General features: G+C 35.8%; 12 protein-coding genes and 1 tRNA gene. 6 read left to right on the top strand and 7 right to left on the bottom strand.

Annotated features, from left to right (window positions below):
- The first annotated feature begins 79 nt into the window (after positions 1 to 79).
- Positions 80 to 1,018 (top strand): SPFH domain-containing protein, encoded by a 939-nt coding sequence (locus JEM65_RS03170; protein WP_199597112.1) that lies wholly within the window; start codon positions 80 to 82, stop codon positions 1,016 to 1,018.
- A 41-nt stretch (positions 1,019 to 1,059) separates the two neighbouring features.
- On the opposite strand, the gene JEM65_RS03165 is transcribed toward JEM65_RS03170, so the two are convergent.
- Both JEM65_RS03165 and JEM65_RS03160 read right to left on the bottom strand, forming a co-directional pair.
- Complete coding sequence (locus JEM65_RS03165) at positions 1,060 to 1,269, bottom strand: hypothetical protein (protein ID WP_199597111.1); 210 nt, start codon at positions 1,267 to 1,269, stop codon at positions 1,060 to 1,062.
- Positions 1,270 to 1,870: 601 nt separating this feature from the next.
- Positions 1,871 to 3,880, bottom strand: coding sequence for a glutamine--tRNA ligase/YqeY domain fusion protein (locus JEM65_RS03160; RefSeq protein ID WP_199597110.1), 2,010 nt, complete (start codon positions 3,878 to 3,880; stop codon positions 1,871 to 1,873).
- A 120-nt stretch (positions 3,881 to 4,000) separates the two neighbouring features.
- On the opposite strand from JEM65_RS03160, the gene folB reads away from it, so the two are divergent.
- Both folB and JEM65_RS03150 read left to right on the top strand, forming a co-directional pair.
- Positions 4,001 to 4,363 carry a dihydroneopterin aldolase gene (folB, locus tag JEM65_RS03155; RefSeq protein ID WP_199597109.1) on the top strand — a complete coding sequence of 121 codons (363 nt, stop codon included), beginning with the start codon at positions 4,001 to 4,003 and terminating at the stop codon, positions 4,361 to 4,363.
- Between the two features lie 51 nt (positions 4,364 to 4,414).
- Positions 4,415 to 4,485, top strand: a tRNA-Cys gene (locus JEM65_RS03150).
- A gap of 1,335 nt (positions 4,486 to 5,820) precedes the next feature.
- Here JEM65_RS03150 and JEM65_RS03145 read toward each other — a convergent pair.
- The 5 genes from JEM65_RS03145 to rnr all read right to left on the bottom strand — a co-directional run bounded on the left by JEM65_RS03145 (position 5,821) and on the right by rnr (position 10,357).
- Positions 5,821 to 6,171, bottom strand: a complete 351-nt coding sequence (locus JEM65_RS03145) for a hypothetical protein (protein ID WP_199597108.1) — start codon at positions 6,169 to 6,171, stop codon at positions 5,821 to 5,823.
- A gap of 57 nt (positions 6,172 to 6,228) precedes the next feature.
- On the bottom strand, positions 6,229 to 6,915 hold the full coding sequence (locus JEM65_RS03140; RefSeq protein WP_199597107.1) for a LysE family translocator: 687 nt from the start codon (positions 6,913 to 6,915) through the stop codon (positions 6,229 to 6,231).
- A gap of 121 nt (positions 6,916 to 7,036) precedes the next feature.
- Positions 7,037 to 7,711, bottom strand: coding sequence for a head GIN domain-containing protein (locus JEM65_RS03135; protein WP_199597106.1), 675 nt, complete (start codon positions 7,709 to 7,711; stop codon positions 7,037 to 7,039).
- Between the two features lie 108 nt (positions 7,712 to 7,819).
- Positions 7,820 to 8,116, bottom strand: a complete 297-nt coding sequence (locus JEM65_RS03130) for a YbjQ family protein (protein WP_199597105.1) — start codon at positions 8,114 to 8,116, stop codon at positions 7,820 to 7,822.
- A 42-nt stretch (positions 8,117 to 8,158) separates the two neighbouring features.
- Entirely contained in the window at positions 8,159 to 10,357 is a 2,199-nt protein-coding gene (gene rnr / locus JEM65_RS03125) for a ribonuclease R (protein WP_199597104.1), read from the bottom strand.
- Positions 10,358 to 11,077: 720 nt separating this feature from the next.
- Between rnr and rpiB the strand changes: the two genes are divergently transcribed.
- From rpiB to JEM65_RS03110, 3 genes are read left to right on the top strand one after another with little or no spacing between them, the layout of a single operon-like run.
- The gene (rpiB, locus tag JEM65_RS03120) at positions 11,078 to 11,512 is read left to right on the top strand and encodes a ribose 5-phosphate isomerase B (RefSeq protein ID WP_199597103.1); all 435 of its coding nucleotides are present in this window, start codon (positions 11,078 to 11,080) and stop codon (positions 11,510 to 11,512) included.
- 3 nt (positions 11,513 to 11,515) lie between these two features.
- Positions 11,516 to 12,415, top strand: coding sequence for a cation diffusion facilitator family transporter (locus JEM65_RS03115; protein WP_199597102.1), 900 nt, complete (start codon positions 11,516 to 11,518; stop codon positions 12,413 to 12,415).
- Between the two features lie 29 nt (positions 12,416 to 12,444).
- The gene (locus JEM65_RS03110) at positions 12,445 to 12,888 is read left to right on the top strand and encodes a GNAT family N-acetyltransferase (RefSeq protein WP_199597101.1); all 444 of its coding nucleotides are present in this window, start codon (positions 12,445 to 12,447) and stop codon (positions 12,886 to 12,888) included.
- Positions 12,889 to 12,892 lie beyond the last annotated feature (4 nt).

The raw sequence follows: 12,892 nt of genomic DNA, 5'->3' as shown, positions 1-12,892 counted from the left end.
TTTTGAATAAAATACAAGTTTCAGAGTAAATATAGTTTAATTTAGTATTTTACATAGTCTAACCCTTAAAAACCAAGTTATGTTTATTATTCCCATTATCGCCGTTATTCTCTTTATCATCGTCATTTCTTCTTTTTTTACCGTTAAGCAGCAATCCGCAGCTATTATTGAACGCTTCGGGAAATTTCAAAGTATTAGACATTCTGGCCTTCAGATGAAAATTCCAATTGTAGACCGTGTGGCGGGGCGTATGAGTCTTAAAATCCAGCAACTTGACGTTATTGTTGAGACAAAGACCTTAGATGACGTTTTTGTGAGGTTAAAGATTTCTGTACAATTTATGGTCATTTCAGAAAAAGTGTACGACGCATTTTATAAGCTGGATTATGCACATGATCAAATTACAAGTTACGTGTTTGACGTGGTCCGTGCGGAAGTGCCTAAGATGAAATTGGATGATGTATTTGTTAAGAAAGATGACATCGCCATAGCCGTTAAAACCGAGCTGAATGATGCGATGTCCGATTATGGTTATGACATTATTAAAACGCTTGTTACTGATATCGATCCGGATGCTCAGGTAAAGGCTGCGATGAACAGAATTAATGCGTCTGAGCGTGAAAAAATTGCAGCACAATTTGAAGGTGATGCTGCGCGTATTTTAATTGTAGAACGTGCGAAAGCTGAGGCGGAAAGCAAACGTTTACAAGGTCAAGGTATTGCAGACCAACGTCGTGAAATTGCCCGTGGTCTTGAAGAATCTGTTGAAGTACTTAATAAAGTTGGGATCAACTCTCAAGAAGCGTCCGCATTAATTGTGGTAACGCAGCACTATGATACGCTTCAATCTATTGGAGAACATGTTAACAGTAACTTGATATTGTTACCTAATTCACCACAAGCCGGAAGTGATATGTTGAACAATATGGTAGCCAGTTTTACGGCAAGCAATCAGATTGGTGAAGCTATGAAAGAAGCCAAAAACAAGAAAAAAGATAATGATCTGAAAAAACAATAGGTATTAAAAAAGCCCCTCAGTTATGAGGGGCTTTTTATTTTTTAATGCTCTTTTTCATATTTTATGACCAGTTCCTTCAAACTATTTAGATACTCCTTTAAAGCTTCGTTATCCATTTCTACATCACTATTATCGCCCTTAGGAAGGGTCATTGGATTTTCGTCCAAATACTTTTGAAGTTCAGGATAATTATCTTCAATAGCTCTGGTAACTTGCGTGATTTCTGCTAATATTTCTTGTGATAGTTCCATCTTTTATCTGCTTTTAGAAAAAAAAGTTACTGAAATTACCAAAGCCCACAAAATATTTAATTTAATATTAAGATTTTCCATCTGTTTTAAAGAAAACATCATGTGCAATCAATGCACTCCATTCTAATGGAATTTGTGATGTACCTCTTGTTCGTATTATGTCTATTTGAGCCCAGTCGAAAACCCTAACGGTTTCCTATCAAAATATTTCGACTGCGCTCAATATGACATTTTTATGTAAAACAGACTTTTTAGATAGCCTCTTGAATGTTTACTTTATATATTTGATCGCATCAGTGCCCGGTAAAACTGGTGAAAAGTTTTCAAACTCCTTTAAAACATAATCTGGTTCTAGAAATTAAAAATGACACTTTTTTTTTGAAACCAATTTCACTTAGAGTGATTGGGCAAATTTAATTTAGAATAACGACTGTTTATTACTCAGCTACAATCAAGTCTTTGTTCTTTTCCCGATAGTTATCGGGACTATAAGCGCAGCGATCTTAACTCTTTATCGGACAATAATGATTTGGTCGTATGAATTTCAACACCATTTATCGGATTGAAAAGCGTTAAAAACACCAAGAAAATATAGTACGCTTTAGAGCGCTTTTGCCTCAGCCGACAAGGCTTCATTTTTATCGTCTAGTCCTAAAGCGATAAACGCCTCAATATCCTCATTGCGTTCCAAGCCTTGCTCTAATAATACACCCAGTGTGATCATGGTTGCAATACGCGTCCCTACTTTTTTAGCCGCTGTATTAAACCAGGGCTGCAAATCATCATAACTCACATTTTTTGCAAGTTCTTGAATCTCTGCTTTGGTTTTTAACTGTTTCTCTTCAGGCAAATTGGTGTATTTTTTCCCTAATTGCTGAATGATATCAATAGCTTTTCTTTGCGGTTGATTATTTTTAGGTTTCGATTGCTGTGGCGTATTCTTTTGCTCAGTTTTTGCAGTATTCGATTCCTTAGTCCAAGAATCACGTAAGCCCACTGTTTTATTGAACACTAAGTTTTCAGCCGTCGAATCCTTATCAACATTAAAATACCCCAAACGTTGAAATTGGTAACGTTCACCCACTTTTGCATCTTTTAGACTTGGTTCCACGTAAGCACTTATAACTTTTAACGATTCAGGATTTAAAAATTCCATAAAATCCTTTTCCGCATGCGCATCTGGAGAGGCATCCATAAACAACCGATCATATTCTCTAACCTCTGCTTTTACAGCGTATTTAATAGACACCCAATGCAACGTCCCTTTAACTTTTATAGAAGTATCTTCAGTATAGGTACAATGAATTTCTATGATAGTTCCGTCAGCATCTTTAACAACGCTTTCACCTTTAATGATGTAAGCATTCTTTAAGCGTACCTGTTTCCCTAGCGTCAATCTGAAATATTTGCTACCTGCCTCTTCTTTAAAATCGTCTCTTTCAATATACAGTTCTCTAGAAAAAGGGATTTTTCTAAAGCCCATACCCTCATCTTCCTGGTTGTTCTCCGCTTCCAACCACTCTTCTTTTCCTTCCGGATAATTGGTGATGACCAATTTAACTGGATCTAAAACAGCCATGACTCGAGGCGCAGTTTTATTCAAATCTTCACGAATGCAAAACTCTAAAAGCGCCACATCAATCACATTATCACGTTTGGCAACCCCAACAGTTTCCACAAATTTACGGATGGCATTTGGTGTATACCCACGACGACGCAACCCAGAAATGGTAGGCATACGCGGATCATCCCAACCGGAAACAATCTTCTCTTCTACCAATTTTAGCAACTTGCGTTTGCTCATAATGGTATAACTAAGATTTAAACGGGCAAATTCGCGTTGTTTAGGACGTATTTCATCTGATTCAACCACTTGGTCCAAAAACCAGTCGTAAAGCTCTCTATGAGGCTTAAATTCAAGAGAACACAAACTGTGGGATACACGTTCTAAATAATCACTCTCGCCATGCGTCCAATCGTACATTGGATAAATGCACCAATCGTTACCCGTTCTGTGGTGGTGTTTCTTTAACACACGGTACATAATGGGATCTCGCATGAGCATATTGGTATGCTTCATATCAATTTTTGCACGCAATACATGCGAACCTTCCTCACAATCGCCATTTTTCATTTTTTCGAAAAGTGCTAGATTCTCTTCAACACTTCTATTGCGATACGGGCCATCTATACCAGGTTGTGTTGGTGTTCCTTTTTGTTCCGCCATGGCTTCAGACGACTGCGAATCGACATACGCCTTGCCATCTTTTATCAGTTGAACCGCCCAATCATACAACTGCTGAAAATAATCAGAAGAATACACTTCATCAGCCCATGTATAGCCCAACCAAGAAATATCCTCTTTAATGGCGTCTACATACTCTTGTTCTTCCTTTGCTGGATTGGTATCATCGAACCGAAGATTTACAGGTGCATTATACTTTTCACCCAAACCAAAACTAATACCAATGGCTTTGATGTGCCCAATATGCAGATACCCGTTTGGTTCCGGCGGAAACCTGAATCTCAGGTCATCTTTAGACATTCCGTTGGCTAAATCTTCTTCTATAATGTGCTCAATAAAATTGAGGGATTTTGATTCTTCTGACATAGGACTCGTGCTTATTTCTTGTGCTTTGTTGCTTTTTTAGGCGCAATAAGAATTCTATTGCAAAATTAGGGATTTTTTTAGTTCTATAAATGCCTTATTTTTGTGGCTATAAATAGAATTATGGGTGTCATAAAAGTTGAAAATATTAGGGTGTTTGCGCATCATGGATGTTTAAAGGAAGAAACAAAAATAGGGAGTGATTATCGGATAGATCTTAAGGTAAAAGCCGATTTACAAACCTCTGCAAGCTCTGATAAATTGAGTGATACCGTAGATTACGTGTTACTCAACAAAATTATTAAAGAAGAAATGCAAGTGCCTTCATATTTGCTTGAAACCGTAGCCAAACGGATCTTAAACCGGATTTTTAAGGAAGATCAGTTGGTTACAAAAGTGACCGTTTCTGTGAGTAAATTGAATCCTCCAATTGGTGGCGATGTGGAAAAAGTGACGATTAAAATGAGTGAAAGCCGAAAAAAATAGAACTATATAGCTTACCACGTTTATTTTTTTTACATTTGCACTTCCAAATTTGGCATCATGGCCGAGTGGCTAGGCAGAGGTCTGCAAAACCTTCTACAGCGGTTCGAATCCGCTTGATGCCTCAAGAAACCTTCAACTATGTTGGGGGTTTTTTTATTCTAAATTTTAAATCGAAGGAACGCTGATGACGCGGATTTGTCTGATGAGAGCTGATTTATTTATTTTATTCTAAATTTTTATAAAAAATTGATTAAAGCACATAAACCTTCTACAGCGGTGCTCCCGATGGCTATCGGGACGCTTGATGCCTCAAGAAACCTTCAACTATGTTGGGGGTTTTTTTATTCTAAATTTTAAATCGAAAGAACGCTGATGACGCGGATTTGTCTGATGAGAGCTGATTTATTTATTTTATTCTAAATTTTTATAAAAAATTGATTAAAGCATATAAACCTTCTACAGCGGTGCTCCCGATGGCTATCGGGACGCTTGATGCCTCAAGAAACCTTCAACTATGTTGAGGGTTTTTTTATTCTAAATTTTAAATCGAAGGAACGCTGATGACGCGGATTTGTCTGATCAGAGCTGATTTATTTATTTTATTCTAAATTTTTATAAAAAATTGATTAAAGCACATAAACCTTCTACAGCGGTGCTCCCGATGGCTATCGGGACGCTTGATGCCTCAAGAAACCTTCAACTATGTTGGGGGTTTTTTTATTCTAAATTTTAAATCGAAGGAACGCTGATGACGCCGATTTGTCTGATGAAAGCTGATTTATTTATTTTATTCTAAATTTTTATAAAAAATTGATTAAAGCATATAAACCTTCTACAGCGGTGCTCCCGATGGCTATCGGGACGCTTGATGCCTCAAGAAACCTTCAACTAAGTTGAGGGTTTTTTTATTCTAAATTTTAAATCGAAAGAACGCTGATGACGCGGATTTGTCTGATGAGAGCTGATTTATTTATTTTATTCTAAATTTTTATGAAAAATTAATTAAAGCCATCAAACCTTCTACAGCGGTTCTCCCGGTAACTATCGGGACGCTTGATGCCTCAAGAAACCTTCAACTATGTTGAGGGTTTTTTTATTCTAAAGTTTGAATCGAAGGAACGCTGATGACGCCGATTTGTCTGATCAGAGCTGATTTATTTGGTTTAAAAAGTATAAAAAAACGCATATATCTATGTTCATACGGATTTGATGAACATTCAATCTAAAAAAAAGTCCAGTTCTCTATCTCAAATTTCTAATGGTTTGACTGCTATCGACCTTGATTAACTGGTAAGCGAATATTAATATTTTAGAAAGATTAAATATTCAGACCAAAAAAACTATGCTTTATTGTTGATAAGTGCGATCTTTTGATTCACTTCATCAATAAAATTATGGAGATATTCAGGTACATTTTCTTTGATCTGGTCGAGGTTCCAGGTAGATAGTTTTTCATTTTAGGAGAGTTGGATATACAATCCACCGCCATCAGCACAATCTGGACATCCAAAAACAGTAGTTTCGTCTGTTAGTAATTGTTCGGGAATCGCATTTTTAAAATCCTTTACCTTATCAAAGGTGGCTTGGTCTAACTCACGGAATTTTAAATTATCTAAAGTATAATTGTCATTGGTATCCTCATAGAGTTTTGAATCCGTCAATTTGAAAATTTCTACACATTCTTCTCCTCCACACATGCCATAAAAATGACCGAAAATAAGATAATCTCCTGCTTCGACAGTATCGTCGTCAGAGTTGCAAGCCGTGAATATAAACGTAGCTAATACGAGAATGAGTACGCTTTTCATAACATAAGGTTTCTAAATAGATGGAACCAATTCGAAATGGTTGCGTGATCCTGCAGATTATTCGGCGTCAAAAGGGTTGATTTGTTCCAATTGGTCTTTAAGCAATTCCTTTTCTTTTGGGAAGAAGACCTGGGAAAGGAGTAAAATTCCAAAACCCAAGATCACTAAAGCGATAATCTTTTTTGCCTTAAAAATAAGGCGTGGGGTGAGCTTATTCTTAAGTTTCTTAGCAATAAGAATCTTAAAAATATCGATGATAAAATAGGTCACCAGAATGGTACTTAAAAAGACAATAACACCGCCTTTGGTTTCAGTGAATGAATTGGCAATGATGATAAAGCCTACCCACCCCACCAGTACACCGATGTTGATAAAATTCAGTAAAAATCCCTTTAAAAAAAGCTTACCGTAATTTTTTTGGAGTTCCACCTTATGGTATTCTCGAACAATGGAGCGGAAGGATTTTGAAGTTTTTGTAAAGCTAATAATGCCGTAAACCACTAGAATCATACCGCCAAATACCAGAAAATTGGGGTCATCCTTAATTTTATCCAATAATTTATTGGTACTAAAAAATGCCACAGCAATAAATAAAATATCCGCCAACATCACGCCCAAATCAAAAATTAGGGCACTTTTAAATCCTTTTGTAGCACCAGTTTCCAGAAGTACAAAAAATACTGGCCCGATTGTAAATGCCAGTATAAATCCGAAAGGGATAGCCGATAAAATGTCGTCAAACATAAAACTTGTGTTTCAACAAAGCTACATAAATTTTTAGTGTTTATAGTACTCAGAGGTTTTCAAAAACCTGATCAATCATAGGCATTGGTTCATTATCAAACACCTATAACATAAGAGATTTTTAATTCATGCGTTTAATACGGCCACCCAACACCTTGCTCTCATTTACTTGTTCTGGATTTCCGTAAATATACACATCACCTCCAGCTCTTATTTTAATATCAGCCACTTTTGAAGCATTAATATGGGCCTCTCCGGCTGCTCTAATGGATACATGTGTAGCTTCTGTCTCAAAAGATTTTCCATTGAAAATGCCACCAGTATTTATGGAAATATCCTGTCTTACGGCATTACCAGAAACTTGTACTTCACCACCTGTAACGGCTTTAACTTCATTTTCACTAACATCCAGCTTCAATTTAATGATGCCGCCTTCTTGGGCTCTGAGTTCCATTTTGTGCTGTTTAAAGGTGTCTTCAGAACTCACATAGGCCCCTTCATTGACATCCACAACCCTAATATTTCTATAATACAAAGTCACATTAGTTTTGTTACCATCAAATTTTTCTCCTAAGCGCATTTTTATTTTCAGGGTACCATTTTTGTTAACCAATTCCACATCGCTTTTGTGGTCTCCGGAAATGATCGCTTTATTTTCATTAGCCTTCACCAAAGTCACATTGATTAAATCGTAAACTTTCAGTGCATCAAAATCTCCAATATTTTTTTCTATACCCTCTTGGGCTATGGATTGTACACCTAAAAATAGGGACATTACCATTACAAGTATTTTCATAATTAGTGTTTTATATTTTTAAAGTCTACTGTAGTTAAAAAACTACCCTCAATTTAATACTTTGAAAGCACTTTTTAACTAAATCATCTGATAAATATAACTTAAAACTTAGGCTACAGAAACTGCGGTTCCCGTAACAGAAACGGCTATGTAATTACTGGCAGTAACCTCAATATCTACCTTTATGCCCACAATAGCATTGGCATTAAGGTTTCTGGCATTGTCCTGCAATTGTTGAAAGGCCTGCTCCTTTACTTGACTCATACTCACCCCAACACCTTCATAATATTTTTCAACATTGAAGGTCATGGTCATTTTTTGAGCGTTGACGGAAATACCGGAAACGATGCCTTTATATTCCAAAATTTTAAACCCTTCTATAGAGTTGGTGGTAGTGAGGATCATAAGTTGATGTTTAAAAGATTAGTAGAACCTAGAGCACAATTGTTACAATTCTATAATCTGTGGTTTTCCAATTAGCGTAAAATCAAGGTGTTTCTTAACTAAATCTGTGTTTTTAACTTTTACAACTACTTCTTCCCCAAGTTGATAACTTATGCCTGATTTTTTACCAACCAAAGCGTATTCTGTCTCGTCAAATTCATAATGGTCATCATTCATATCTCTGACAGATACCATACCTTCACATTTATTGCTGACAATTTCTACATAAATTCCCCAGTCCGTAACCCCTGAAATAACACCCACAAATTCTTCATTTTTATGGTTTTCCATAAACTTAATCTGCATGTATTTTATCGAATCACGTTCTGCTTTTGTAGACAGGTTTTCCATATTACTGGAGTGGTTACACTTCTCTTCGTAAATAGCTTCGTTTGCTGATTTATCACCATCGAGGTAATGTTGCAACAAACGGTGTACCATCACATCAGGATAACGACGGATTGGTGAGGTAAAATGCGTATAATAATCAAATGCTAAACCGTAATGTCCGATGTTTTGCGTGGTATATTCTGCTTTACTCATCGTTCTAATAGTCAAGGTATCGACTAAATTTTGCTCTGCTTTACCTTGAACATCGCGTAACATTCCATTTAAGGAAGACGATATGCTATTGCGATCCTTAAAATTAAGTTTGTAACCAAACTTAGATACTACACCTTGTAATGCCGCTAACTTAGCAGCATCTGGCTCATCATGCACACGGTATACAAAGGTCTTTTTAGGCGATTGCTTGCCGATATATTGTGCTACTTTTTTATTGGCCAGCAACATAAATTCTTCAATCAGTTTGTTGGCATCTTGACTGGTTTTAAAGAATACCCCAATTGGGTTTGCCTCTTCATCCAGATTGAACTTTACTTCTACTTTATCAAATGAAATGGCGCCATCTTTCATACGTTCACGACGCATAATTTTTGCCAAATCGTCCATTTTTAAAACAGCATCTGCTACTTTTTGGTCCACTTCATATGCTTTTCCTGTAATGGAAATCTCCTCAGGAATATGAGTTTCTTTAGTTTCAATAATGGATTGTGCTTCTTCATAAGCAAAACGTGCATCACTATACGTCACTGTTCTTCCAAACCATTGTGATTTAATTTCGGCTTTATTATTCATTTGAAAAACCGCAGAAAATGTATATTTTTCTTCGTTGGGACGTAACGAACAGGCATTGTTGGACAGCACCTCTGGAAGCATAGGTACTACCCTATCTACCAAATATACTGAGGTTGCACGTTCATAAGCTTCATCATCTAAAATGGTGCCCTCTTGTAAATAATGCGACACATCAGCAATGTGAATTCCTATTTCAAACAAGCCATTATCTAGCATTTCAAATGATAAGGCATCATCAAAATCTTTAGCATCTTTTGGATCGATGGTAAAGGTGAGTACATCACGCATATCGCGACGTTTGGCAATTTCAGCATCTGTAATTGAGGTATCAAGCGTATTGGCATATTCTTCGACTTCCGGAGGAAAATCGTATGGAAGACCATATTCTGCCAGAATAGCGTGAATTTCTGTATTGTGTTCTCCAGGCTTTCCTAAAACTTTTATAACGGCACCTTTAGGCGAATCTTCTTTTTGTTCCCAGCTTTCAAGTGATACCAATACCACATCGCCATTTTCAGCGTTGTTAATTTTATTGATTGGCACAAAAATGTCTGTGTACATCTTAGTCCCATTGACCACTACAAAGGCATAATTGTCATGAATTTGAATGACTCCAACATACTCGCTTTTAGCACGCTTGATGATGTTTGTAATTTCACCTTCAAACTTGCCTTGCTTTCTACGTTTATAGACGTAAAATTCAACTTCATCGCCATTTAAAGCTTTGTTGATATTGTTTGAAGAGATATAAACATCTTCATCAAAATCAGCACTGATAATGTATCCTGATCCCCTGGCGGCCATATCGAGGATTCCAGTATGATATTCTGTATTTACAACAGCTTTAAACTTACCGCGTTCTGTTTCTTCTATTTCTTTTTTAACTAGTAACTCCTGTAGTTTCTTTATAATTTGATTTCTACTGGAGGCATCATCAACCTCAAGTTTAGCAGCAATTTGTTTATAGTTAAAGGATTGGTTTCTATCTTTTTTTAAAATACTTAGAATTGTATTTGTTAGGTTGGAGATCTTGTTTGACGATCCCTTTCTTCTTTTTTTTGTCATTTATAATGTAATCATATTGAATTTCTAAAGTTAAACGAAATTCTGTTATTTGTAACTCAATTAAAGGAGAAGATTGGTAATTAAGTTTTTACAAAACTACAATTTATATATTAAATGAAAGTTTCCTTTACATCAAATTTAAGAAAAGTCAATCCTTGCAACTTTTTACAAACTCTAAACTTGGGTTTTAAAACAGTTATCCACAATAGTATATATTATAATAAGCTTTTCTTTAAATTTAAAAAAAATAATGATGGTTATGATGGGATGTTAATAGCCGTTATAACTTTTTTAGGTTTTGCTTTGAAAGTCTGTAGTTGACATTTTGTTATGATGAAGTTAACAGGTTATCTGATCCGAATACGCTGATTTTAAGGTTAATTTTCATTGTTATTAACAACTGTTGATAACCCTAAATACTTACTTTTTCATGATAAGATTATTCTATTTTTATGTTTACAGCAGCCTCTTTTGATAATGATAAGTAAACAGAAGAAAATGGCTTAAATTTTAGGAATTGATGTTTGTAAGCTTGGTTGTAAAAATAACTGGTTTATAAAAATTTTAATGTTAGAAATTAGCTACAAGATATTAACAAGTAATGAATAGAACTTTGAGGGTTGTTAACAACGTGTTCTGTCCTACTATATAGATGTATAAATATATCCTTTTATTTAAGAGCATTTAGTAACTTTATCCACGAAACAAAACACAACATATATGAAAATTTCAATTGGTAATGATCACGCTGGTACGGAGTACAAAGAGGCTATTATGAAGCATTTAGAAAAGAAAGATTACGTGGTTAAAAATTACGGAACCAATACCAATGATAGTGTAGACTATCCTGATTTTGTACATCCCGTAGCTAAGGATGTTGAGGATAAGACGGTAGATTTTGGAATTATTATCTGCGGTAGCGGTAACGGCGCCAATATGACCGCAAATAAACACCAAGGGGTGCGTTCAGCGTTATGTTGGAGTAAAGAAATTGCGGCGTTGGCACGACAGCATAATAATGCTAATATTTTGAGTATTCCATCCCGCTTTACGGCCCTGCCACAAGCCATTGAAATGGTAGATACATTTTTAAATACCGCTTTTGAAGGTGGACGTCACGAAAACCGTATCAAAAAGATTCCTGTGGATCAATAATCCATGGGCCATAACCATTCACATCCTGATAAGAAGCATAGAAATTTAGTGATTTCTATTTTGCTGAACATCCTGATTACCGCGGCACAAATTGTGGGTGGTTTACTTTCAGGAAGTTTGGCCTTATTAAGTGATGCGCTCCATAATTTTAGTGACGTTATTTCTTTAATTGTTACCTATGTAGCTTCTAAACTATCAAAACAAAAAGCTTCTTTCCATAGAACCTTTGGGTATAAACGCGCTGAGATTTTAGCCGCTTTTATCAATGCTTCTACGTTGGTTATTGTTGCCATTCTATTAATAATAGAGGCTATTAAGCGGTTCCAGAATCCGCAGCCCATTGAAACAGCTTTAGTAATTTGGCTGGCATTTATTGCTATTATAGCCAATGGTTTTAGCGTGTTATTGCTTAAAAAAGATGCACAGAGCAATTTGAACATGCGTTCGGCCTACTTACATCTGCTCACCGATATGTTGGCGAGTGTAGCCGTATTGATTGGTGGTTTATTGATGAAGTTTTACGAGTGGTTTTGGGTAGATAGTGTCCTTACCTTTTTAATTGCGCTTTATTTAATTTGGGTAGGGTTTGATTTGCTCATCAAATCTTCAAAAATGTTGATGTTGTTTACGCCAGACCATATTGATATTAAAGATGTGGTGAGAGTGGTCCATCAACTTTCTAAGGTGAATAGATTGCACCATGTACATATTTGGTGTTTGAATGATGATGAACTGCATTTGGAAGCACATTTAGAATTTAAGGAAGACATTAGTTTGTCTGAATTTGATACCATTTTACATGAGATTGAAACGGTCCTGCATGAGCAATTTGAAATTAATCATGTGAATATTCAACCAGAATTCAATAAAAAAGACCCTAAAGAAATTATTGTCCAGGATTAATAAATAATTTAAAAATACACCATCAAGAAATGTTAACTATTAGCACTAAAACCTTTAAAGAACTCACTATTGATGAGCTTTATGCTATTTTACAATTGCGCAGCGAGATCTTTGTGGTGGAGCAAAACTGTGTCTATCAGGATCTCGATTATAAAGACCAAAATGGCTTACATGTATTAGGGTATAAAGATCATAAAATTGTAGCGTACACGCGTATTTTTAAACCCGACGATTATTTTGAACATGCGAGCATTGGGCGCGTATTAGTGAAAGCTGAAGAACGCCATTTAAAATATGGATATACTATTATGGAAGCTTCCATAAATGAAATTGAAAAGCGGTATAACGAAACTAAAATTAAAATTTCAGCCCAAGCGCATTTAAAAAACTTCTATAATACTTTAGGATTTAAAGAAATTGGAGATGTATATTTTGAGGATGGTATTCCACATATTGGGATGATAAAAGACTGAATAA

The sequence above is a fragment of the Gelidibacter salicanalis genome, from assembly GCF_016469035.1.
Lineage (GTDB): Bacteria > Bacteroidota > Bacteroidia > Flavobacteriales > Flavobacteriaceae > Gelidibacter > Gelidibacter salicanalis_A.
The sequence above is the reverse complement of the archived record's forward strand: the minus strand, read 5'-3'. Positions and strand labels throughout refer to the sequence as shown.

Excerpts from the sequence above, each read along its gene's own strand:
- JEM65_RS03130 (WP_199597105.1), bottom strand. The coding sequence starts at position 8,116 with ATGATCCTCACTACCACCAACTCTATAGAAGGGTTTAAAATTTTGGAA.
- JEM65_RS03110 (WP_199597101.1), top strand. The coding sequence starts at position 12,445 with ATGTTAACTATTAGCACTAAAACCTTTAAAGAACTCACTATTGATGAG.
- JEM65_RS03135 (WP_199597106.1), bottom strand. The coding sequence starts at position 7,711 with ATGAAAATACTTGTAATGGTAATGTCCCTATTTTTAGGTGTACAATCC.
- JEM65_RS03170 (WP_199597112.1), top strand. The coding sequence starts at position 80 with ATGTTTATTATTCCCATTATCGCCGTTATTCTCTTTATCATCGTCATT.
- JEM65_RS03115 (WP_199597102.1), top strand. The coding sequence starts at position 11,516 with ATGGGCCATAACCATTCACATCCTGATAAGAAGCATAGAAATTTAGTG.
- rnr (WP_199597104.1), bottom strand. The coding sequence starts at position 10,357 with ATGACAAAAAAAAGAAGAAAGGGATCGTCAAACAAGATCTCCAACCTA.
- rpiB (WP_199597103.1), top strand. The coding sequence starts at position 11,078 with ATGAAAATTTCAATTGGTAATGATCACGCTGGTACGGAGTACAAAGAG.
- JEM65_RS03160 (WP_199597110.1), bottom strand. The coding sequence starts at position 3,880 with ATGTCAGAAGAATCAAAATCCCTCAATTTTATTGAGCACATTATAGAA.
- JEM65_RS03140 (WP_199597107.1), bottom strand. The coding sequence starts at position 6,915 with ATGTTTGACGACATTTTATCGGCTATCCCTTTCGGATTTATACTGGCA.
- JEM65_RS03145 (WP_199597108.1), bottom strand. The coding sequence starts at position 6,171 with ATGAAAAGCGTACTCATTCTCGTATTAGCTACGTTTATATTCACGGCT.
- folB (WP_199597109.1), top strand. The coding sequence starts at position 4,001 with ATGGGTGTCATAAAAGTTGAAAATATTAGGGTGTTTGCGCATCATGGA.
- JEM65_RS03165 (WP_199597111.1), bottom strand. The coding sequence starts at position 1,269 with ATGGAACTATCACAAGAAATATTAGCAGAAATCACGCAAGTTACCAGA.